The 18,501-nt window shown below is 66.2% G+C and carries 18 protein-coding genes; 6 read left to right on the top strand and 12 right to left on the bottom strand.

Annotation, left to right across the window (positions count from 1 at the left end; translation table 11 throughout):
* On the top strand, window positions 1-248 hold a 248-nt coding region (locus IQ782_RS30020; RefSeq protein ID WP_240989596.1), incomplete at its 5' end, for a hypothetical protein.
* A 250-nt stretch (window positions 249-498) separates the two neighbouring features.
* Here IQ782_RS30020 and IQ782_RS26710 read toward each other — a convergent pair.
* Complete coding sequence (locus IQ782_RS26710; RefSeq protein ID WP_194137732.1) at window positions 499-690, bottom strand: hypothetical protein; 192 nt, start codon at window positions 688-690, stop codon at window positions 499-501.
* A gap of 962 nt (window positions 691-1,652) precedes the next feature.
* Here IQ782_RS26710 and IQ782_RS26705 point away from each other — a divergent pair.
* Both IQ782_RS26705 and IQ782_RS26700 read left to right on the top strand, forming a co-directional pair.
* Window positions 1,653-2,537, top strand: a complete 885-nt coding sequence (locus IQ782_RS26705; RefSeq protein WP_277347908.1) for an acyltransferase family protein — start codon at window positions 1,653-1,655, stop codon at window positions 2,535-2,537.
* 70 nt (window positions 2,538-2,607) lie between these two features.
* Window positions 2,608-3,510 carry a sialate O-acetylesterase gene (locus IQ782_RS26700; protein WP_338092655.1) on the top strand — a complete coding sequence of 301 codons (903 nt, stop codon included), beginning with the start codon at window positions 2,608-2,610 and terminating at the stop codon, window positions 3,508-3,510.
* 155 nt (window positions 3,511-3,665) lie between these two features.
* Here the strand turns inward: IQ782_RS26700 and IQ782_RS26695 are convergent, their stop codons facing one another.
* The 5 genes from IQ782_RS26695 to IQ782_RS26675 form a co-directional block, all read right to left on the bottom strand.
* The gene (locus tag IQ782_RS26695) at window positions 3,666-4,289 is read right to left on the bottom strand and encodes an acyltransferase (RefSeq protein WP_240989595.1); all 624 of its coding nucleotides are present in this window, start codon (window positions 4,287-4,289) and stop codon (window positions 3,666-3,668) included.
* Between the two features lies 1 nt (window position 4,290).
* Window positions 4,291-5,265, bottom strand: coding sequence for a glycosyltransferase family 2 protein (locus IQ782_RS26690; protein ID WP_194137729.1), 975 nt, complete (start codon window positions 5,263-5,265; stop codon window positions 4,291-4,293).
* Window positions 5,262-6,734: an O-antigen ligase family protein gene (locus IQ782_RS26685; protein WP_194137728.1), complete on the bottom strand. Its 1,473-nt coding sequence runs from the start codon at window positions 6,732-6,734 to the stop codon at window positions 5,262-5,264. Before IQ782_RS26685 ends, IQ782_RS26690 begins: the two co-directional genes overlap by 4 nt.
* A 9-nt stretch (window positions 6,735-6,743) precedes the next feature.
* The gene (locus IQ782_RS26680) at window positions 6,744-7,895 is read right to left on the bottom strand and encodes a right-handed parallel beta-helix repeat-containing protein (RefSeq protein ID WP_194137727.1); all 1,152 of its coding nucleotides are present in this window, start codon (window positions 7,893-7,895) and stop codon (window positions 6,744-6,746) included.
* Between the two features lie 561 nt (window positions 7,896-8,456).
* Window positions 8,457-9,158, bottom strand: a complete 702-nt coding sequence (locus tag IQ782_RS26675; protein ID WP_194137726.1) for a VPLPA-CTERM sorting domain-containing protein — start codon at window positions 9,156-9,158, stop codon at window positions 8,457-8,459.
* Window positions 9,159-9,485: 327 nt separating this feature from the next.
* Here IQ782_RS26675 and IQ782_RS30245 point away from each other — a divergent pair, with 327 nt between their 5' ends.
* Window positions 9,486-9,992 carry an acyltransferase gene (locus tag IQ782_RS30245; RefSeq protein WP_277347907.1) on the top strand — a complete coding sequence of 169 codons (507 nt, stop codon included), beginning with the start codon at window positions 9,486-9,488 and terminating at the stop codon, window positions 9,990-9,992.
* 19 nt (window positions 9,993-10,011) lie between these two features.
* Here the strand turns inward: IQ782_RS30245 and IQ782_RS26665 are convergent, their stop codons facing one another.
* The 6 genes from IQ782_RS26665 to IQ782_RS26640 form a co-directional block, all read right to left on the bottom strand.
* Window positions 10,012-10,494, bottom strand: coding sequence for a glycosyltransferase (locus IQ782_RS26665; protein WP_194137724.1), 483 nt, complete (start codon window positions 10,492-10,494; stop codon window positions 10,012-10,014).
* A complete protein-coding gene (locus IQ782_RS26660; protein ID WP_338092654.1) occupies window positions 10,491-10,928 on the bottom strand; it encodes a UDP-N-acetylglucosamine--LPS N-acetylglucosamine transferase in 438 nt (145 codons plus the stop codon). Before IQ782_RS26660 ends, IQ782_RS26665 begins: the two co-directional genes overlap by 4 nt.
* Before the next feature lie 364 nt (window positions 10,929-11,292).
* Entirely contained in the window at window positions 11,293-12,285 is a 993-nt protein-coding gene (locus IQ782_RS26655) for an acyltransferase family protein (RefSeq protein ID WP_194137722.1), read from the bottom strand.
* A gap of 109 nt (window positions 12,286-12,394) precedes the next feature.
* Window positions 12,395-13,498: an acyltransferase family protein gene (locus IQ782_RS26650; protein WP_194137721.1), complete on the bottom strand. Its 1,104-nt coding sequence runs from the start codon at window positions 13,496-13,498 to the stop codon at window positions 12,395-12,397.
* Between the two features lie 84 nt (window positions 13,499-13,582).
* Window positions 13,583-14,455 (bottom strand): glycosyltransferase family 2 protein, encoded by an 873-nt coding sequence (locus IQ782_RS26645; protein ID WP_194137720.1) that lies wholly within the window; start codon window positions 14,453-14,455, stop codon window positions 13,583-13,585.
* Between the two features lie 7 nt (window positions 14,456-14,462).
* Window positions 14,463-15,665, bottom strand: a complete 1,203-nt coding sequence (locus IQ782_RS26640; RefSeq protein WP_194137719.1) for a polysaccharide pyruvyl transferase family protein — start codon at window positions 15,663-15,665, stop codon at window positions 14,463-14,465.
* Between the two features lie 137 nt (window positions 15,666-15,802).
* On the opposite strand from IQ782_RS26640, the gene IQ782_RS26635 reads away from it, so the two are divergent.
* Window positions 15,803-17,047: a Coenzyme F420 hydrogenase/dehydrogenase, beta subunit C-terminal domain gene (locus IQ782_RS26635; RefSeq protein WP_194137718.1), complete on the top strand. Its 1,245-nt coding sequence runs from the start codon at window positions 15,803-15,805 to the stop codon at window positions 17,045-17,047.
* Window positions 17,048-17,078: 31 nt separating this feature from the next.
* Window positions 17,079-18,494, top strand: a complete 1,416-nt coding sequence (locus tag IQ782_RS26630) for an oligosaccharide flippase family protein (RefSeq protein WP_194137717.1) — start codon at window positions 17,079-17,081, stop codon at window positions 18,492-18,494.
* The last annotated feature ends 7 nt before the right edge of the window (window positions 18,495-18,501 follow it).

Below are 18,501 nucleotides of genomic sequence, written 5' to 3'. Positions count from 1 at the left end.
GAAGATCGACGATGACCGCCAGCCTCGCGATCAGCGACGCTCGCGGCTTCCTACACCACGCCGCGGGGCACTATCGGTCGCCCGTCGATATGGACGAAAACCTGCGGCGCCGACATCCGATATCCAAGCGCGCTATACGATCGCTTTCTTTTGGAATGTTTGCGCCAGCTTTTGATGAGGATTTGCGCGCTTCTCCAGCGCAACGAAGGCTTCGTCATTCACCTGCTCACCTCGGAGCCGCGCATTGAAGCTCTCGCGGCAACCGTCTTCTACTGCCTACGAATCCTGACCCAGCGACCATTGCAAAACCGGAGGCTCGCGTGCCCCGACCGGGCGAAGAGGAATGTCTCAGTGTCACGGAAGGCACATTGGAAGGGGGCTTTTCGCCAGCGGAGGCCCTCGACGTCCGCAGCTATCGTCCAGGCCTACCTTTCCGCAATCTCCTTCCGAGAGCAGCCGGAAACGATGCCCTAGTTACCCGCGGCGGTCTCATCTCGTTCAGTGCCGCCGAGGCCGCATCGAAAGTGTCATACTGCTTATCAGCCCCTTTGCCCCCACGGTGTAGCGTCTCTCGCGGCCCAGATCGGGACCGAAGGTGCTGCCATCCGCGGCGACGGGAACACGGATCATGTCTTGGGTGACACCGGTGCCGATGGATGGTTTGGGCTCGGCGGTTTCGCCCGAGGGCATGGACGGATCTCCCCGGGGGCACCGCTGCGTGCGGCACGCTGCGCTGAGGGATGGCGTCGGGCATGGAAACGGGTCCGATGTCACTCTCATCGAGCAGGTCGTCGTCCGGGACCTTGGGTCGCGGCTTGGCCGCGATCCGCGTCCCGCGTTCGGTCAGAAGCGCCACCTCCGCCGCCGTGCGGGCATTTTCGCCGGCGTCGTGATATTGGAACCGCAGTCCGAGATGTGCCGTGAGCGAGGCCAGTTCATGCGCGCCGTCGCCCTTCAGCTCCGGCCCGGCCAAATTGGCGAGGCTGACGCTGTTCTGCCAAGCCCTGGAGGGCTCCGGGCGGCCAAGCCCCGCGCAGGCGGCGCGAATCGCGATCCAGTCGACGCCCGAGTGCCGGTAGACGGTGCACCCCTCCAGGGTCCCGTCGAGCCGTCAATCACCGCGCCGATGGTCGGCGCGCCCTACACCATGGAATTGGTGATGCCGCGCAGACCGCTGAACACCCAGCGAGAGGTCCGGAGTTAGACCAGCGTTACCCAGGTCTCGATGCTGTTGTCGGGGCGCGCCCAGCCGGCGCCTGGTCTCGTAGGTCGTAGGTGTGGGTCTGCTCCTGCAGCCCAGCTACCATGCTGGATTCACGAGATGAATCCCCCATCGGATTTGTGCGACGGAACCGCCGCACCGCGTCGAGAATAAATTCAATTGCGCGCACCTATATAATATACATCAATGTAAGAACATGTCAGTCTTCTCATGAAATATCAGTTTAATAAACGATGACCGGGATGCATTGAATTGGCATCCCTGGCTTTACGGGAGAGTTTTGGCTTTCATGGTTGGCGAGTTCCCTAAGTCGGTCAATAGATGCAGATGGATGGACGTCACGCGCGGACTATGCATTTTTCTCGTTCTCTGTGCGCACAGCGAGGCGGCCATGCAGGACGGGAACTGGCTGACTCCATAAGCGTTCTCGTTGATAAATGACGCATTTCAGCCATTCAGAATGCCACTTCTCATGTTCCTGTCTGGCATGCTCTTGCACCGGGGCCTGGCAAAATCTAACAAGGCATTTCTGCTAGGAAAATTCGCAAAGATATTCTGGCCGTTCCTGCTCTGGAGCGTGATCATATATGCGGCCGAGGGACGGATGACACTAGAATTCATCCTTAAAACACCAATCAGTGCGCCGTCGTTGCTTTGGTATCTGTGGTTTCTTTCGGCCTATTACGTAATGTCACTGGCGCTTGACCGGTGGTCCATTCCTATTCTTCCGGTGATCGTCGTGGCAATAGCGGCCTCAAGCGTACTGCCTGATCTTCTGCGGATGTCGCGCTTCGCGTATCTGCTGTCCTTCTTCTTGCTTGGGCACTTGGTTGCCACGCGAAACCTATCAATGGAGGGACGTGTCCTCTTTGGGCTTGCTGGCCTGACCTGCGCGCTGACCGGGGCGATCATCAGCATCCTTCAAGGGAACGTTCTTTATGACCCGCGCTTCGTCTGGGTGCCGCTGGGAATGATTGCCTTCGTGCTCTGGGCCGCGCCCCGCTGCAACGGGGGTGCGCTGTGGCGTAGCATCGAATGGGTCGGACGGAATTCAATTGTCTTTTATGTCTCACACTTTCCGATCCAGCTGCTCGTCGCGAGGCATGCGCAAGACCTGGGGATCGCGAACGTCAACAGCGTCTTGGCAGCGGTGCTGCTGGTGTCACTGTGCGGAGGGGCGTTGCTGCAGGTCGTGCGCACACGCTACGCTATCTTTGCCGCACTTTTCGACCTGAGCAAGAGCCGGGACATTCTGGGGGCGCTTTCAAAGACGCATCTCGGAAAGAGCCTTCGACTGCGCAACGAAGCAAGATGAGGCGGCTTCGCGGATTTCGCGCCAGTGCCGGCCACCAGCGCTTCGGGACATTTGGAGGTGTCTGTTGAGAGTGTTTCGTTTGATAACCTGGACGGCGGCGGTATTCGCGCTCTCGGCAACCAGCGGCGCAGTGCTGGCTTTGAAGACCGAGATTCCCAGAACAATCCTCGGCGAGGTGAGCTACGCTGTTCGCGGCGGTCTGGGGCTTGAGAAGTCATGGAAGGCGCTCCCGGGACCGGAACAGGCGGCGGGGCGCAAGCGTGCCACTTGCCCGGATCCTGCGCGGACGGTGGTGCTCATCACGGGCGGCCAATCCAATGCGACCAATGTCGTGCCGTCGCGGCATCGGTCTTCGGGCGGCGTCTTCACGTGGTTTGCCGGTCGCTGCTACCCGGGGTCCGATCCGTTGCTCGGCACCGGCGGATATGATGGCAGCCTGTGGTCTCTGCTCGCCGACCGCCTCCACGAGCGAATAAGCCGCCCGGTCTTGCTGATCAATGGGGCGGTCGGCGGAACGCAGTTCTCCGACTGGATTGATGCGAGATCCGGTTATTACGCTGCGTTGCAAGCCCGCGTGACGGAGGCAGGCGCGGCGGGCTATGTGCCGAGTCTGATTTTGCGGCATCAGGGTGAGACGGATGCAGCGGTGCTCAAGGATATGGCCGAGTTGCAGCGCGACATGACGGTCCTGTTTCAGAACCTAAGCCGCGATATGGGCGGAGCCGAGGTGTATATGTTTCGGGCAACCCGCTGCATCGGCCCCGGCCGGGTTGATGGCGTGCCCGAAGTGAATGCGGCCCAGAAACGCGTGGCCGAGTCGCTCGCGACGGTCCACCTCGGGCTCGATACCGATCTTCTGGACCGTGAATACAGATGGGACACCTGTCACTTCAATGCGCTCGGGCGCGCGGAGATCGCGAAAAGGGTCGTGCCCGATTTGATGCAGCTGCTCGACGACCGCGAGGCGTCGTGACGCGCCGCGCGCGCTCGTGACCATCGCCAAGGCGCCATGCAGGTCACGCCAGAGTTGGGCGGTTCCAACGCTGCGGAAAGGTGCAGTTGCCCGCGCCGCGGATCGGCACGTCCGGGCGGCCTCGCGTGGCGTCGCCAGCCCTTGCAGGTGTAGGGTCACACAGGCCGCGTTGCGTCCCACTCCGCTCTGCCGCACTCGGGGACAAGACGTTCGGAGACAATCCGCGCCGGTGACCCGGCGATGACGCTGTAGGCAGGAAACTCGCCGCGCACGACGGAATGGGCCCCGACAACCACCCCGCGACCAAGCCGGCTGCCGGCGAGGAGGATCGCGCCGCGGCCGATCCAGCAATCGGCGCCGATCACCACATCGGCCTCGTCCATCGCCTGGGCGGTCACCGGGGCTCCGTCGTTATAGCGATAGCCAGATGCGGTCACCATCACGTCGGGGGCAAACAGCGCATCGGCCCCGATCACCACGCGTGCCCGTCCCGGCCCGGCCCAGATCTGGCAATGCGCGCCCAGCGTCACCCGCGGCCCGATCTCGATGTTCTGGCCGTTGGCAAAGCTGGCGGTGGGCGAGATGTTGACGCCCGGTGCCAGCCGCGCCTTCCGCAGCTCCTGCAGGTGGGTGTAGTTGTAGAAGTTGACGATCTTCACCAGATGCGCCCAGGCCCGCGGATCGCAGGCCGAGCCAAGCAGCCGCAGCAGCCGGCGACCGCGGCTGCGCCGCACCTTATGAACTCCGTCTGCGACCTGCGCGGCATTGCCGTCCATCATCTCAGTATCCCTTCAGCCAGTCATGGCGATCGGACCAGATGTCGGCCCATTTGCGCGCAGCCTCCTGACCGCGGCCGCTGAGCCGTGCGACAAGCCCGGTCAGCAACGCCCGACTGCCCACCCAGAAAGCCAGCGTCGCGCGGCCGAAAGGCAGCTGCCAGCCCGGCCAGTGGTCCTGCATCAGCGTCAGCCGCGCCTTCGCGAGCAGCGCGTACTTGCGTGCCTGGCTCTTCGAGGCGGCGCCGACCAGATGCATGATCTGCGCGTCCGGGGTGATCATCGGCCGGTATCCCAGCGCCCGCGCCCGCAGACAGAGGTCGGCCTCCTCGCCGTACATGAAATACTTGAGATCGAAGCCGCCCAACTCCTGCCAGAGGCTGCGGCGCACCATCATGAAGCAGCCGACGACAATATCCACCTCGCGCACGCTGTCGCGCTGCCAGCCCCCCATCGCCTCTGGATTGAAGACCATGCTGTGCGAGAAGAGCGAGGACAGCCCTGCCGCCTTGCAAAAAGCCGACCAAGGGGTGATGCGCATCCAGCAGGAGGCGATGTTCAGCGACCCGTCCGGAAACACCGTGCGCCCGCCGGTGATGCCCGCCTCGGGATGCGCCTTGGAAAATGCCATCAGCGCATCGACCGCGTTCTCGTGGCACTCGGTGTCGGGATTGAGCAGCAGCAGCCAGTCGCTGCGCGCGGCCTCGGCCACCAGATTGTTGGCGCGGGCAAAGCCGAGGTTCTCCCGCGACGCGATCAGCTCGACCTGGGGATAGGCCTCTGCGATGGCCTCCGCGGAGCCGTCGCTCGAAGCATTGTCGAGCACCACCGTGTGAAAGCGGGTCAGGCGGGTCGTCGCGTAGAGGGTCTCGAGCGCCTTCAGGGTCAGCGCGCGGGTGTTGTAGCTGACGATGATGACGGTCAGCTCCGGGGCGCGCCCGGCTGCCTCGTCCGAGGGCCGCGCGGCGGTCGGGATCATGGCTCTCTCCTGTTGAAGCGCACCGGTTTCGCGCGCAGTGGCCCCGGCGGCTCGGAGCGCGGCCGCGGGCCTTGCCCGGCAGTTGCACGGCTGTGCTGGGCCGCGGCGGCGTGGCTTCCGTACGGGAAGCGCGAGTAGGCGAGCCGCGCCCGGCCCTGCGTCTCGTCGGGCACCTGCTGCTCGGGCTGCTCGGAACGCACCGGCGCGGCGCCGGCCCCGATCATCCAGAAGCCGGCGCCCAAGATCAGCATGAAGAACATCTGGATCTCGCCCCAGAGCGCCACGGTCGAGGCGCTCATGCAGGTGCCGATCAGCGACAGCGTCCAGCCCAGGCGGAACCGGTCGAGCTCGGGATCGCCAGGCTGATTGCGCTGGTTGACCTTGTGAAAGGCGAAGAGGATCGACCCGATCAGCAGCACGACGGCCGGAATGCCGTGGACCATCGCCATCAACAGCCAGTGGTTGTCGACACTGTCGGCGCGCATGTACCAGGGACGTGGCCAGTAGTGGTAGCCATTGCCGAAGATCGGTGTCCGGCGCACCTGCGCACTGCCGAATTCCCAGATCAACGTCCGGAAATAGGCGTTCTCCGAGCTGAACGCGAGACGCGTGCTGAGCGCCGTCAGCGCGCTTCGGTCGGAGGCCAGCTCGAGGATCGCGTAGAAGACGGCGCCCGAGACGCCGACTATTCTCCAGGCATTGCCGATGCGCGCGGCGATCTGGTGCCAGACGAAGACCAGCAGTTGCAGGACGATCGAGAGCACCGCGCCGCTGGACACTGACAGGAAGGCGGCAAAGCCGATCAGCGCCGCCCCTGCCCATCGCCCCAGGGCCGAGATACGCGTCTTCAGGCCGAAGAAGAACGGCGCAATGATCATCGCGCTCATGAGGCCGTAGTGGATCGGATGGGTGAAGACGAACTGCGCCCTGTAGAAGCCCAGTCGCGGTTCGTAGTCGTTGAACTCGAAGGTGTTGAAGATCGTGTGGTCCCGGATGATCCGCAGGATGACCGGATCGTCCGTAAGCGCCTCGTAGAGGGCGAAGGGCACGCTGACCATCGAGACCGTCGCCCAGGCCATGATCAGGGTGACGAAGTCCTGGCTGTCGCGCACCAGCAACCTGCCGCTCAGGTAGCCGATCATGGTCAGCAATGTCTGTTGCCCGGTGAAGGCGACCAAACGTTCGGGGTTGTTGAGCAGGATCGTCAGCGACTGCCACAACACGAACATCATGAACAGCAGGTCGGGCAATCGCCAGACCACGACCCGCTGCAGAAATTGCGGCACGATGAACGGAGACAGGCATATCATGCTCAGCAGCGCGGGGGTCACGCGAAAGCCGAAGATCTCGTAGGAAATCGGAATCGCCAGGGCGATGACCACAAGCCAGAGCAGCGCTCTTCTTGTCTTCGGTCTGAACCCGGCACCCTGGGACAAATCTGCCTGCCCGGTGGATCGAACGTCCTGCATGCTCGGGGCTCACTCTCCAACCGACAGCAGCGGCGCACCGATCCCGCGTCCGGCCAGGGGACTGTCCTGTCGGTAGCGGAAATTCCGCAGGTTCCGGGGATCCCCCCTCAGAGCGTCGACGAAAACCTTGTCGTAGAAACCGGGCTTCAATCGACTTTCGGCCTGAACGAGGAAATTGTCCCGGACCGTCCAGCCGGGTCCCGCCGGCTCTGGAAAGGCGAAGGCGACATTGCGCTCCACGCTGACGTTCCGACTCTGGGGGGCCACGCGGATACGAGGTGAGGCCAGGCCTTCGTCCGAGCCCAGGTCTCCTTCGGAGAGCCGGTTTCTGACCAGCGTATTGTTCCGGATGATGACCCCGTCACTCTCGCCGACGGCGATGCCATGAAGATGGGCGTTCACGATGACATTGCGTTCGATCCGGATGTTTCGATAGAGCATTTCGGGCCCCGCGCGCCCCTGGTCGACCAGCTCATTGCGGATGAAGATCGATTGCGTCCAGCTGCCGTGACCCGAGTTCAGGATATTGTCCCGGATCACGATGTTCACCGAGGGCCGGTCGGTGCGGGTGGTCCACATCTGGATCATGTCGGCGTGATCGCCAGTGGCCAGAGACCGGAAGAAGTCATGGAAATGGTTGCGCTCGATCAGCACGTCCTCGACTTGCGCAAGGTTGATCCCATCCTTGCGCATGCCGTGCAGCTCGGTGCCCGACAGCACATATCTACGCGACTTCGTGACCTGCGCCCCGATGTAGAAACCGCGCAGCTCGCTCGCTTGTATCGAGAGGCCGTCGACGCCCGTTGCACGCAGCCCGACGCCCGCCGGGAAACCATCCTGCGCCGGTCCAAGCCCGCGTGCCGGGGCGCCCTCGAACAGAACCCTCTCGAAGACGATGTCGCGGGAGCCGACAATCTGCGCCACCGCGGTCCAGACCGGCTCGCCCTCGGCCTGCGGCCGGTACCTGAACACCAGGTTCTCGAACCGGATGTCGGTGCTGTCGCGCAGGCTGAGGCCGCTCAGCTCGGGCGGGTTGGCAGGATCTGCGGCCACGAGGCGCAGCGGGCCGGTGATGCCGCGCAGCATCAGCGGCGCGTATCGGCCGGGCGCCAGCCGCAGGACCTGCTCCTGGGGCGTGTCACCCGCCGAGGTCGTGGACACTTCGAGAAGCGCCTTCGTGAGCTCCGCGTTGCTGCGGACGAGATGATCCTTGGCCGTTGCGGGCGCGCAGAGCGTGGAAAGCAAAAGCGCGAGCCCAAGGAACCGCAGGAGCCGCGAAAAACCGTTTCGTACTGTCGCCGGCACTTCCACCCCGCAAGATTTCTCTCGGCGCGCGGGTCGGCGCTGCCGGAGAATTCACATGTTACCCCCTCTTCCAATAGGAGACCTGCTTCTGAAATTCCACATGATAGTGACTGATTCTCGAAATAGCGCGGCGGGTGTTGTTGCCTGGATCAGGCAATTCGATCGGCTCTCGGCAGCGTATTTCATGTGCACGAAAAGCGGATTCTACCCAATCCGTGGAGAAAACGTGGAGAAGTGTTCGGTCGTATTAAGGCCTATGCCCGCGTCCTGTGAGGGCAAATCGGCGGCCCGGCGCGGAGGAAATATCGCGGCCCCGGTCACGGGATTTGCCCGGGGTGACCGGGCTGCCGCGAAGAAGGTCGTCCAGGCCCGGGAAGAAGGTGCCGACACTTGCCTGCCCGCACCTTCCTTGGCCGGCTAGAGACCCGCGGCCTGGCCCGCGCGGCGGCGGCGCAGCAGCCCTGCCCCGGCAAAGGCCGAGATCAGCAGCACCCCGCCCGCGGGCAGCGGCACCGGCGAGACCACGGTTTCAAGCGTCAACTTCGCGGCGGGAAGAAGGTAGGATGACCCCCAAAGGGTTCCATATTGCAGGGTACTGGTCCCGCCAACGGCGAAACGGCCACCACTCGCCGCGTTCAGATCGGGCAACGCGCCAGCAAGGTTCAGCACGACCTCGGGCATGGGGGTCCACTCTGTTCCTGGAGTGGCGATGACGGTCGATCCGTACTGCACGCCTGTCCCCAGGTCGGCGTAGGCGGAAACGCCTCCCAAACCTGATGGCAGTAATCCGAGATCCGTTGTGACGTCATAGGCGCTGTAGGTGGTGGAACTTTCGGGACTGGTGTAATCGCTGTTTCCACCGAAAATCGTCAGCGTGGCCGAGACAACTTCTCCCATAAGGTTCGAAAGGTCGAACAAGAACCAATTGTTATAGTCGAAGGCGCCTATATTTCCCTCGGCAATATTTGTATTTGAAGGGAAATGAACCCCGTCGCTCCGGTACCATCCGTTGTCAACCGCCAGAATTTCTACGGTTGCCGCCGAGGCAGGCGCAACCGAAGCCAGCATCGCCAGAGAGGCCAAAAGTAAGGCAGCGCGTCTTGTCAAATTGTCGATCATTTCAATCCTCACAAAAATCAGCCCCCACGCGGGGTATATTCCGCTTGCCGCCAAAATGGTTGACCAAAGGTTAACTAGACTCTGGAGAGGGCGAAAATCTGGGAATATCCAGATAGGCGCGCAAGTTCTGCCCATTCTATTGCCCTGATCAGCGGACCGGACGCGGGCTGTCCAAGGCCGGCACTCCGAAATGCCACAGCCCGCCTCGAAAAGACACTTTCCTGAAGACATGGCGGCGCGCGCAATTATGATGCCCCTGACCCATTGAGACGGGCCCCGGTCGGTGCGGCAATGCACGGCGCGGCGCCATGGAGGATCCGCCACATCATGAGCGATATTCCCGCCCCCGCCGTGAAAAAGGCGCGCCGCAGAGGATTGAACAAGCTGTCGGGCCTGCGCAAGGCCCTGGTCGGGCTCCGGCGCTGGGGTCTGGTGCGCCTCTGGGGGATGGAGCTGCACCCCACGGCGGAGGTCTCGCTCTCGTCGAAGTTCGACCGCACCTTCCCGATCGGCGTGCACGTCGGGGCGCATTCCTACGTCGCCTTCGAGGCGCGCATCCTGACCCATGACATGACCCGCGGGCTCTACCTGCACACGCGGGTCGGGCGGAACTGCTTCATCGGCGGGCGCGCGATGATCCTGCCGGGGGTCGAGATCGGGGACAACAGCGTGGTCGCGGCCGGCGCGGTGGTGACCCGGTCGGTGCCGCCGCGCAGCCTCGTGGCGGGCAATCCGGCGCGGATCATCCGCTCGGACATCGAGGTCGGCCGCTACGGCCGGTTCGTCGATGCCGACCTCACCGAGAGCAGGCTGGCGGAGGCCGGGCTGACCTGAGACGCGCCAGGGCCGGGCCTCAGCCCGCCTCGCGGATGAACGCCTGCACTCTCTGGATGAGCGCGGAATGCGACGGGCTGAGATCGGTCTTCTCGGCAGCGGCCTCCAGCCCAGGCCGCCGCAACAGCTCCCGCAACTCCTCGGCTTCCCAGGCCACATGCACGCCGTGCAGACCCTCCACATGGCGCGCCGTGGCCATCTGATGATCGTTGCGATGCTCCCCGAGGGCAAGGCGGCGGGGCATGACAATCAAGGGCTTGCGGTACCTTCTGGCGGAGAGGATGCTGCCGACACCGGCGTGCGAGACGACCACCCGAGCGGCCTCGAAGATGGCCGCGAAGTCCTTGGGCGCGAGCCTCGGACGGACGTCGAGATGCGGCCAGCTGCCGGCGGCGAGGCCGGTCTGGGCGATCACCGCCTCGCCCAGCTCCGGGGCCAGCGCCTCGAGCGCATCGATCAGTCTCGGAAAGGGCAGTTGGGTGCCGACGGTGGCGAAGATCATAGCACCGACCCGGCGTAGTCAGCCTGGGTCTCGCGCGCCACGTGCTCCCATTGGCTCAACCGCAGATGCGCCACGTGGCGCGCCATGCGGCCCGAGGCGGACATGCGCTCGGCATTGGCGACGCTGTCGATCCAGATGCCGCGCGCGCCCACCACGCGGCCGGCTGCCAGGGCAATCAGCCCCGGCAGCGCGCCGGTGGTGACCACCACCTTGGGACGCAGACGCAGCACGTGCCCGAAGATCACCACCGCAGAGCGGATCACCGACACAGGCCGGCTCTGGTTGCAGTCGGGCACGATGGCGGCGGGCAGCGCGCCGAACTCCTCGGGCAGGCCCGGCAGCGTGGTCAGGAAGAACACCTCTTCCGCGTCGAGGGCACCCCGCAGCCTTTGCAGCTGCTGCCAATGGCCTCCGGCCGAGGCAACCGCGAGCACAGGTTTTCGTCTTGGCGGCGTCTTCATATTTTCCCCAGGAATTCCCATTGCCAGAAATAAGTATCGGAGCTCCGGTTAACAAAACCTTAACCATTTCGGACCGCCGATAAATTGCTTCAAGAAATGACAGGGATTATTTCCGGCGCGCCAGGCCAAACACGCATTCAGAAAATTGCGAAAAACCATTGCCGAAGACATTCACTGACTCCCGCCTCCATATTTTCGCGAAGCCTGCCGCGCCGGATCGGCTCGAAGACGATCTCGGCGGGACTGCCGCGGGATGGCCCCGGGGCCTCCCTTGGGCACAGAGACGGCCTCGCGTCCGGCTCTGCCGGGATCCAACCCGAAGGGCGGGCCATACGGGCTATCTGAGCCAGGACCCCGGCCGCGTGATCCGCATGGCGGTCGCGAAGAGCACCGAAAGGAGGCAGGCAATGAGCGCTCCCGAGGGGGTGGCCAGATCCACGCCGAGGAGAGATTTTGCCAGCGCGGTCATCACGACATGGCACAGGTAGATGTCGAACGACATCGCGCCCAGCGTTCGGGCAAAGGGACGGTCGCGGAGCTGGCACAGCAGTGCCGACACGAAGAGCGGGCAGGCGATCGTCATTTGAGTGGTTCCGCTCAGGCCAAGACCCTTCATGGCGATGCCCGTCAGCACCAGACAAAGGCTCGCAAGGATCAGATGCGCAGGCTTGTCTCGCAGCGCAAAGAGGAGGATGCCGATTGCGACCGAGGTGCAATAGAGCGCCCAGATCGACCAGAACAACGGCAGGATTTGCCTGCTCCAGACAGATACCATGGCAAAACAGGCGATCAGCGTGACCAGCGTCATGGCGGCCCCGTGGCGGCCCCCCCCGCTGACCGGCGGCCTGCCATGGAATGCCATGGCCAGAAGCGCCGTGCATGCAAAGGCACAGGGCAGGAACCAGAGCTGCGCCATCGTGCCATGGGGCGGCAGCCAGCCGACGAGATCGGCGCGCAGCGGAGCGATCTCGAAGCGCGCGGCCGCGGCTTTTCCGATGATGTGCAGGGCCGCCCACAGCAGGCAGGGATAGAGGAGGCGACGGGCGCGGGTCTTCAGATAGCTGGGCAGGCTGGTCTTTCGCGCTTGGAACCCCGACAGGGTGAAGTAGGTCATGACCATGGCAAAAAACCCGACGGCGGCCTGGTCCGCGGACTTGAACAGGCTTCCGGTGTGGAACAGCACGATCACCAGGGACGCGGCGAACCGCAGGTAATCCAGGAGGGCATTGTGCAAGGGGGTCCGGATGGAGGATGCCGCCGCCTCCGTCACGCCACCGCGCCGCTCTCCTGCAGCCTTGGCGGTCGCCAATCTGCCGAAGACACCTAGCATCCCGGGGATCCTCCCGGGCGATCGCCCGGCGTGCCGCCTCTCCAGCGGCAGCGGGCTGTTGCGCCCCAGGGGCCTGCCTGCGGAACCGGCGGAGAACGGTGGGAAGCCCTCATTCCCGCGAGGCTTCTGCGCGCGCCGCATGTCCGGGCGAGGGCGGCAAAGCGGGGCGCCCCTGCTTGAGCGACAGTGCGGGCTTTTCGATCAAGTGCCAGGACAGGATGGCGCAGATCAGCGTGACGGGCGCTGCGAAGAGCATGTTCGCGAGCGGCAGCCGATAGCCGAGCTCTGCCCCGAGCTGCTGGAGCGGAAAGGCAAAGATGTAGATGCCGTAGGAATAGTCCCCGACCCGGGTGTAGGCCCGCAGAAGGGGAATGGGCGCATATCCCAATGTCAGCACCGCGTAACAGAGCGCCGCCGCGAAGACGGGTGCGAAGAGGGGCGTGCCCCAGGGTCCCGCAAGCATTGCGAGGCTCGCCGCGAGCCCGAGCGCGGCCACGCCCAGGTGCAGGACCACGCTCTGCCGCGCCAGGTAGAAGAGGCCGCCGATCGCGAAGGGAAGGCCCAGATCCGCCAGCCGCTCCAGCCGCATTGGCAGCAGGCCGGGCCGCAGGCCGGCCAGGACCACGGCGGCGGCGCAGCCGAGCACGATGACCACGCCGCAGATCCGCCCCCGGCGGCCCGGCGCGAGCAGTCCCGTGACGCCAAGGAGCGCGACCCCCAGGTAGCACAGGACCTCGTAGAACAATGTCCAAAGCGAGCCATTGATCGCCGGGCCGTAAGCTGCGTCACCGAAGACGCCCGGAAGCTCGTACTCGGGGCTGAAAAGGCTGATATTGCGCAGCACGTAGGGCGGGGCTGCTTCCCAGAAGCTGGCGGCGGGGGCCCGGGTCAGCCAGAGCCCGCAGACCGCCACCGTTGCCACGAGCATCGCCGCCAGCGCCGGAAACACCCGCAGCGCGCGGGCCTCGAGAAAGCGCGGCAGCGAGCGGCAGCGATCGAACGACCGGGTGATGAAGAAGCCGGAGACGCAGAAGAAGATCAGAACGCAGAGATGGCCCAGCGTCATTCCGAGCATCCGCTCCAGTGGCTGCTGCGCCTCCGGTCCCAGTGCGATCGGGTAGGCATGGGACACCAGGACCCCGCTTGCCGCCACGAGACGCAACAGGTTGAAATTGTTGTCCGTCCCCGGCTCGACCTCAGACAACCGTCTCATGACGTTGCCTTTCCGCGGGCCGCGCAGGGGGCATCTGCCGGGCCGACGCTCTCCGCTCCGCGCAGGCGCGGGCCCGTGCCGCGCTCAGCCATGGCCGCGCCCCCCCTGCCCCAGCATCCAGACCATGCGCAGCAACCGCAGCCGCGCCAGGGTCGCGAGCGCCGCCCGGCGCTCGCTGCCGTCGCGCAGCGCCGGGTGGCGCAGCACGCGCGGCGCATGGGCCAGCACGCTCAGCGGCATCAGCAGACCCTTGCCCGCCCAGCGGAGCCGCGCCGCAGGCGAGCCGCCGTTCAGCGCGAAGCTTTCGTCGGTCAACCGCCGCCACTTGCGGCGCAGCGCCGGCCAATCCCCGCGCGAGGGATGCGCCACGCGCAGCCCGTCAGCATAGTGCAGCCGGTAGCCGGCAATCACCGCCCGGCGGCACCAGTCGAGATCCTCCGACAGGCCCGGCACGAAGGGACCCGTTGTCTCGAAAACGTCGCGGCGGGTCAGCAGGTTGGCCGTGACGGAAAACCCCGCCATCTCGATATAGCGCCGGTTGTCGAAGGCGAAGACGGTCTCGAAAGCCTCGGCACCGGACCGCGGCGCCGGCGTCTCGTCAAAGAGGGTGATCGCGCCGCCGACCACGTCACCGCTGCCGGCCAGCGCATGGGCAGAGGCCAGCCAGCCCGCGTCGGGCACGCAGTCGCAGTCGAGAAAGAACAGCCGCGGTGCCGACGTTTCCGCCACGCCGCGGTTGCGCGCCGCCGCCGCGCCCGGGCGCGTCTCCCGCACCAGCCGCACGCTCGGGAAGACCGCCGACAGCGGCGCGAGATCCTCTGTCGACGCATTGTCCACCACGACCAGCTCGGTCCCGGGCAGGCCCGCCGCCCCGAGTTGCGGGACCAGCGCCCGCAGGCAACGCATCAGGCGCGCCAGGTCGTTGTAGTGCGGGATGATGATCGCGGCCTCCGGCATGACGTGCCTAGGCCTCCTGCGCACGGTCGGTCGCCGCCTCCGGTCGCGCCGCGGCCGCTTGCCGCTCCGAAGCCTCCGGGCACAGCCGCGCCAGCTCCTCGGCCGCCAGGTCGATGTAGCGCTCGAGCCGCTCGTCGACCCGGGTCAGGGCCGCGTCGATCTCGGTCGAGAGCGCGGCGCGCTCGGTGTAGCCCCGCTCGATCCGCGCGAGGATGTCCTCTGCGCCGTCGCTCTTGCAGTCGGCCACATGCGTGTAGCCAAGCGTGCCGAAGACGCCGGCGAATTTGCGGCTGTAGGCCATGGGGATCACCGGCACCCGCGCCGAGAAGGCAGCGATCGTGGCATGCATGCGCGCCCCGACGAAGAAATCCATGCCGGCGATGTAGCTCTTGGCCGCGCTCGGCGAGGCGAAGACCGGCGCCACGAGGGTGCCGGGGAATTCCGCCGCCAGCCGCTCGCCGACGCGTTGGTCGTCCTCGACCTCGATCTCGCGCGACTGCACGTGGCCGACGAGGTGCAGCTCGACCTCGGGACGGTCGCGGAACATCTGCACGATGCGGCGCACCAGCGCCGGGTAGTCGGCCTTCAGACCGAACTGGTTGGACTGGGTGTAGCCGCCGTTGAACAGCAGCCCCGAAACATTCAGCCCGACGCGGACCTTACCATCGGCCGTGCGCGCCGGCGGCGCCGCGTAGGGCAGGCGCATGGCCACGTCGGTCGCCTCCAGCAGCGGGCCGAGGACCCCCAGCTGCCGTGCAAAGGCGGTGGAAGGCCCGTCGCGGGTCACCACCAGCCGCGCACGATTCATGCTCCAGCGCGCCAGCAGGCGGGCCCAGCGGCTTTCGAAGGGGCCCAGGGTCTGCGGCGAAAGAACGAGCGGTTTGCCCATGCGTAGCGCGTGGAATTTCGTCCCCCAAACCGTGAGAAACCGCTTCGAGCCGTAAATGTCGGTGAAACTGTCACCGCCGCCGATATCGAAAACAATATCGGCCCGCTTCAGCCCCTCGGCCAGCGGTCCGCTCGGCCCCGGCAGATGCCGCGTGCGAAATGGCAGGTTCTCTATATCCGGCCATGACCCGTAATCTTCACGCCGGTCAACCCAGCTCATGGCCAGGAATTGCGCGGAAACTCCGGCCCGGCGTGCCGCCTCGCGCAGGAGTTGCGCATTACTCAGCGTCAATGCCCCGACCCCGAGATTGTCGGAGTTCATCGAGTGCCACAAAAGTGCGATCGTTACAGCGCGTACCACGGCGGAATGCCTTTCCGAATCAATTAACTCTATCGATAACGGGATTCGTGGTACACGGTAAAGACAGGCAGGCTGTCGGGTGAAATACGGATAGGTGAATGGCTTTAATACGACAGTCCCATCAAGAGGAATATCTTTATTCCTCGCCCACCCTGTCCCGAATTGCCCGCGGAGATCTCTGCGCCGGATGCGGCGGCTGCGCCGCGATCGCGCCGCAGGCCCTGAAGATGACCGAGAGCGCCGAAGGCTTCCTGCGCCCGCGGCAGAGCGCCAAGCTCAGCGCCGATGAGGAGCGCCGGATTTCCGCGCTCTGCCCCGGCATGGGCCAGAGCGTTGCGGCGGGCGCGCGCACGGACGATGCGCTCTGGGGGCCTTACCTGTCGATGCAGACCGGCCACGCCACCGACCGCGACCTGCGTTTTGCCGGCGCCTCGGGCGGCGGCCTCTCGGGGCTCGCGGCCTGGCTGCTTGAGAGCGGTACGGTGGACGCGATCCTGCAGGTGCGCGCCGACCCCGAGAGGCCGGTGGGCAACGTGGTGACGATCAGCCGCTCGCGCGCCGAGGTGCTGGAGGCGGCCGGCTCGCGATACGCGCCCGCCGCGCCGCTGTCGCTGCTGCCCCAGGCGCTGGCCGGCGCGGAGCGTTTCGCCTTCATCGGCAAGCCCTGCGACGCGGCGGCGCTGCGCGCGCTGCGCGCCCAGGATCCGGAGGCCGCGGCGCGGGTGCCGGTGATCCTCTCGTTCTTCTGTGCCGGCACGCCTTCGCTGAAGGGCGCCGAGGCCGTGCTCGAGGCGCTGGACACGGCACCCGAAGCCGCGGTCGCCTTCCGCTACCGCGGCAACGGCTGGCCCGGCCGGGCCACGGTGACCCGGCGCGACGGGTCGGCACGGTCGATGAGCTACCACGACAGCTGGGGCGGCATCCTCTCCAGGCACGTGCAGATGCGTTGCAAGCTCTGCGCCGACGGCACCGGCGCCGCGGCGGATATCGTCTGCGCCGATGCCTGGGAAAGCGATGCCGCCGGCTACCCGGTCTTCGCGGAGGCCGAGGGCAGCAGCCTCTTCGTGGCGCGCAGCGCCGAGGGCGCCGCGCTGCTGGCGCGCGCCGAAGCCGAGGGGGCGCTGACGCTCTCGGGCTTCGACAGCCGCAAGCTCGTGGCGATCCAGCCGGGTCAGCGCAACCGCCGGCACGCCCTGCTCGCCCGCCTCACCGCCCGCCGCTTGCTCGGACGACCCGTGCCGCGTTACCGCGGGCTGCGCCTCGGGGCAGCCGCCCGCCAGGCCCGCCCCGGCTTCCTGCTGCGCAATTTCCTCGGCACCCTGCGGCGCGGGCTGTTCCGGTGAGCGCGCGGGGCTTCCGCCCGGGACCGCCGGCATGCTGAGAAAGATCCTGCTCGTCGTGTCGGGGAACGCCGCGGCATCCTTGCTGCTTTTCGCGCGCAACCTGCTGGTGGCCCGGATGCTGCCGGTCGAGGACTACGGCATCGCGGCGACCTTCGCCATCGCCATGGCCGTGGTCGAAATGGCCTCGCAGCTCGGGCTGCAGCAGCAGATCGTCCAGGCGCGCGACGGCAACGACCCGCGCTTCCAGGCCGCGCTGCAGGGGTTCCAGCTCCTGCGCGGCCTGCTCTCGGGCGGGGCGCTCTTTTTCGCTGCCGGGCTGATCGCCGATCTGCTGCGCGTTCCCCAGGTTGCCTGGGCCTACCAGCTCATGGCGCTGATCCCGGTGCTCAACGCGCTGCAGCATTTCGACATCCACCGGCTTGGCCGCGAGCTGCGCTTCTGGCCGCAGATCCTGACCGGGGCGCTGCCCGCGCTCGTCTCGCTGCTGGCGCTCTGGCCGCTGGCGCGGATGTTCGGCGACTACAGGGTGATGCTCTATGCCATGCTGCTGCAGGCGGTGCTCGGCACGGCGATCTCGCATCTCGTTGCCGAGCGCCGCTACCGGCTGGTGCTCGACCGACAGGTGATGCGCCGGTCGCTGCACTTCGGCTGGCCGCTGCTGCTCAACGGGCTGCTGCTCTTCGCCGTCTTCCAGGGCGACCGTCTGATCGTCGCGCGCGCATTCGGCATCGCCTCTCTGGCGATCTTCTCCATGGGGGTGACGCTGACGCTGACGCCGATGCTGGTGATGGTCAAATCCACGCAGAGCTTCTTTCTGCCCCAGCTCAGCACCGCCGCCCATGCCCGCGCGACCCGGCCCGAGCGCTTCGACGAACTGGCCCAGGCGGCGCTGCAGGCGGCGCTGCTGGGTGGCGCGCTTCTGGTGCTGGGGGTGATGCTGCTGGGGCCCATGCTGATCGAGGCAGTGCTCGGCGGGAAATACGCCGCGCTGCTGCCGCTGCTGTGCTGGTTCGCCGCGCAGCAGGGGCTGCGCATGGCCAAGGCCGGGCCGAACATCGTGGCGCTGGCAGCCGGGCTGACGTCCAATTCCATGGTCTCAAACGCTGTGCGCGCGGCGAGCCTGCCGCTGATCTGGTGGGCGGCGCAACGGGACCAGGACCTCGCGGTGCTTCTGGCTATCGGCACGCTCGCCGAAGCCCTGGGCTTCGCGCTGGCGCTGGTGCACCTGGCGCGCCACCTCGGTGTGTCCTGCCGCCCGAGCCTGCCCGCCATCGCCCTGCTCGGCCTGTTCCTGGCATCGATCTGGATGGGCACGGTGACACCCGTGCCCGCGGCGGGCCTGCTGGCGGGTGTTGCCGCCGCCGCACCCTGGGCCGCCGCGGCAGTCCTGGCCTGCCTGCCGCTGTCGATGGTGGCGCTGCGCCGGCAGGTGCTGCGCCGCGGCTGAACGCGGC

Source organism: Salipiger mangrovisoli (genome assembly GCF_015223355.1).
In the GTDB taxonomy this organism is placed as follows: Bacteria; Pseudomonadota; Alphaproteobacteria; order Rhodobacterales; family Rhodobacteraceae; genus Salipiger; species Salipiger mangrovisoli.
The sequence above is the reverse complement of the archived record's forward strand: the minus strand, read 5'-3'. Positions and strand labels throughout refer to the sequence as shown.

Bases quoted from the DNA above. Each gene is read 5' to 3' on its own strand.
- IQ782_RS30245 (WP_277347907.1), top strand. From the start codon at position 9,486: ATGAGCGATATTCCCGCCCCCGCCGTGAAAAAGGCGCGCCGCAGAGGA.
- IQ782_RS26695 (WP_240989595.1), bottom strand. From the start codon at position 4,289: ATGATGGACGGCAATGCCGCGCAGGTCGCAGACGGAGTTCATAAGGTG.
- IQ782_RS26665 (WP_194137724.1), bottom strand. From the start codon at position 10,494: ATGATCTTCGCCACCGTCGGCACCCAACTGCCCTTTCCGAGACTGATC.
- IQ782_RS26655 (WP_194137722.1), bottom strand. From the start codon at position 12,285: ATGCTAGGTGTCTTCGGCAGATTGGCGACCGCCAAGGCTGCAGGAGAG.
- IQ782_RS26675 (WP_194137726.1), bottom strand. From the start codon at position 9,158: ATGATCGACAATTTGACAAGACGCGCTGCCTTACTTTTGGCCTCTCTG.
- IQ782_RS26630 (WP_194137717.1), top strand. From the start codon at position 17,079: ATGCTGAGAAAGATCCTGCTCGTCGTGTCGGGGAACGCCGCGGCATCC.
- IQ782_RS26650 (WP_194137721.1), bottom strand. From the start codon at position 13,498: ATGAGACGGTTGTCTGAGGTCGAGCCGGGGACGGACAACAATTTCAAC.
- IQ782_RS26645 (WP_194137720.1), bottom strand. From the start codon at position 14,455: ATGCCGGAGGCCGCGATCATCATCCCGCACTACAACGACCTGGCGCGC.
- IQ782_RS26690 (WP_194137729.1), bottom strand. From the start codon at position 5,265: ATGATCCCGACCGCCGCGCGGCCCTCGGACGAGGCAGCCGGGCGCGCC.
- IQ782_RS26635 (WP_194137718.1), top strand. From the start codon at position 15,803: ATGGCTTTAATACGACAGTCCCATCAAGAGGAATATCTTTATTCCTCG.
- IQ782_RS26710 (WP_194137732.1), bottom strand. From the start codon at position 690: ATGCCCTCGGGCGAAACCGCCGAGCCCAAACCATCCATCGGCACCGGT.
- IQ782_RS26640 (WP_194137719.1), bottom strand. From the start codon at position 15,665: ATGAACTCCGACAATCTCGGGGTCGGGGCATTGACGCTGAGTAATGCG.
- IQ782_RS26685 (WP_194137728.1), bottom strand. From the start codon at position 6,734: ATGCAGGACGTTCGATCCACCGGGCAGGCAGATTTGTCCCAGGGTGCC.